At 45.1% G+C, this 1,568-nt stretch carries 1 protein-coding gene; it reads right to left on the bottom strand.

The features are described from left to right. Window positions 1-264 precede the first annotated feature (264 nt). Window positions 265-1,515, bottom strand: coding sequence for a competence/damage-inducible protein A (locus CDG77_RS34855; protein ID WP_094333652.1), 1,251 nt, complete (start codon window positions 1,513-1,515; stop codon window positions 265-267). Between the last annotated feature and the right edge of the window lie 53 nt (window positions 1,516-1,568).

Here is a 1,568-nt window from a genome sequence, read left to right as displayed (position 1 = left end):
TTTTACCACTCAAAGGATTGTCTACTACGCTCCGCTCCGTAGACCGCTATTCATCCCCACCGTATAAGACGGATGGGCTTTTCCGCGAATCCTGATAAAAAAGTCATTTTATTTGTGGGCAGACTTAATCACATCTGTTACTGCTTGATTAGTCTGCTGTTGAATATAGGCCAGTTTGTCAGCATACTCGTCATCTAATCGACGGTCGGTTCGCATAGTTATGCTATCTTGTCATACAATTTTATGACAAGACTAACATATCTGCTACCTCGTCAATAACTTTCGGCGCAGATTATCCAACGCTGCATTCGCACTCACATGACGAATTAAAGCTCGACCTCGCACTGTACCAAACTGATATTCAAAACTTATCACTTCATCCTTTGGCCCAGCTAAACCAACATAAACTAAACCCACCGGCTTGGTATCTGTTCCTCCAGTTGGGCCAGCAATACCAGTGATACTCAATCCCCAAGTTGTTGCAAGGCGCGTTTTTACCCCAATTGCCATTTGCTCTGCGACGATCGCACTTACCGCCCCAAATTTATCTAAATCTTCCTGGTTAACCCCCAGGAGTCGAACCTTTACCGAATTGTCATAAGAAATTACTCCACCCCAAAAGTAATCAGAACTTCCAGAAATCTCAGTCAACATTTGTCCTAAACCGCCACCGGTGCAAGATTCTGCCACAGAAAGCGTTTCTTTTGATGCCCGCAACAACTCACCGACAACGGAAGCAGGGGTATCATTATTAACGCCGTAAAAATCTAGTCCGGCAATTTCTTTAAGTTGTTTTTCAATGGGCGCAATTAGTTCTTCTGCGGCTGCTTCGGAAGTGGCTTTAGCAGAAACTCGCAATCTCACTTCCCCCTTACCTGCATAAGGGGCTACTGTGGGGTTTGGCAATTTTAAATAGGAAGCAACTTTTTCCGCCAAAGCAGATTCACCAATCCCCCAAAACTTTAAACTCCGGCTGTAAATAATGTCTTTACCCCAACCTTGACTTTTGAGAAATGGGACGGCTGTTTCTTCCCACATTGGGTACATTTCACTGGGAACACCGGGAAAGGTAAAAATCGTGATTTCAGGACGGGGTTGCCAAATAATACCGGGTGCTGTTCCAGTGGGGTTGGGGAGAATTTCTGCACCTTGGGGAATCAAAGCCTGTTTGCGGTTACTGGGTGACATAACCCGACCGCGTTGGGCAAATTTCTGGGTTATATCTTCGATGATTTCTGGGTTTTCTACTAAAGGAGTTTTAAAAAAATCGGCGATGGTTTCGCAGGTGAGGTCATCTGGTGTCGGGCCGAGTCCACCAGTGAAAATGAGAATTTGCGCTCTGGAAATAGCAATTTCTATAACTTGCTTCAACCGTTCTGGATTATCTCCAACCACTGTTTGATAGTAGTGGGGAATACCTAGCTGCGCTAATTGTTGCGCCAAAAATTGAGCATTGCCGTTGAGGATATCTCCTAACAGCAGTTCAGTACCAACACAAATAATTTCTGCACTCATTAGGAATGGGGAATGGGGAATAGGGGATAGGGAATGGGGAATGGGGAATGGGG

The sequence above is a fragment of the Nostoc sp. 'Peltigera membranacea cyanobiont' 213 genome, assembly GCF_002245975.1.
Taxonomy (GTDB): domain Bacteria; phylum Cyanobacteriota; class Cyanobacteriia; order Cyanobacteriales; family Nostocaceae; genus Nostoc.
Note: the sequence above shows the minus strand (reverse complement) of the source record. Positions and strands in the feature narration are given on the sequence as shown.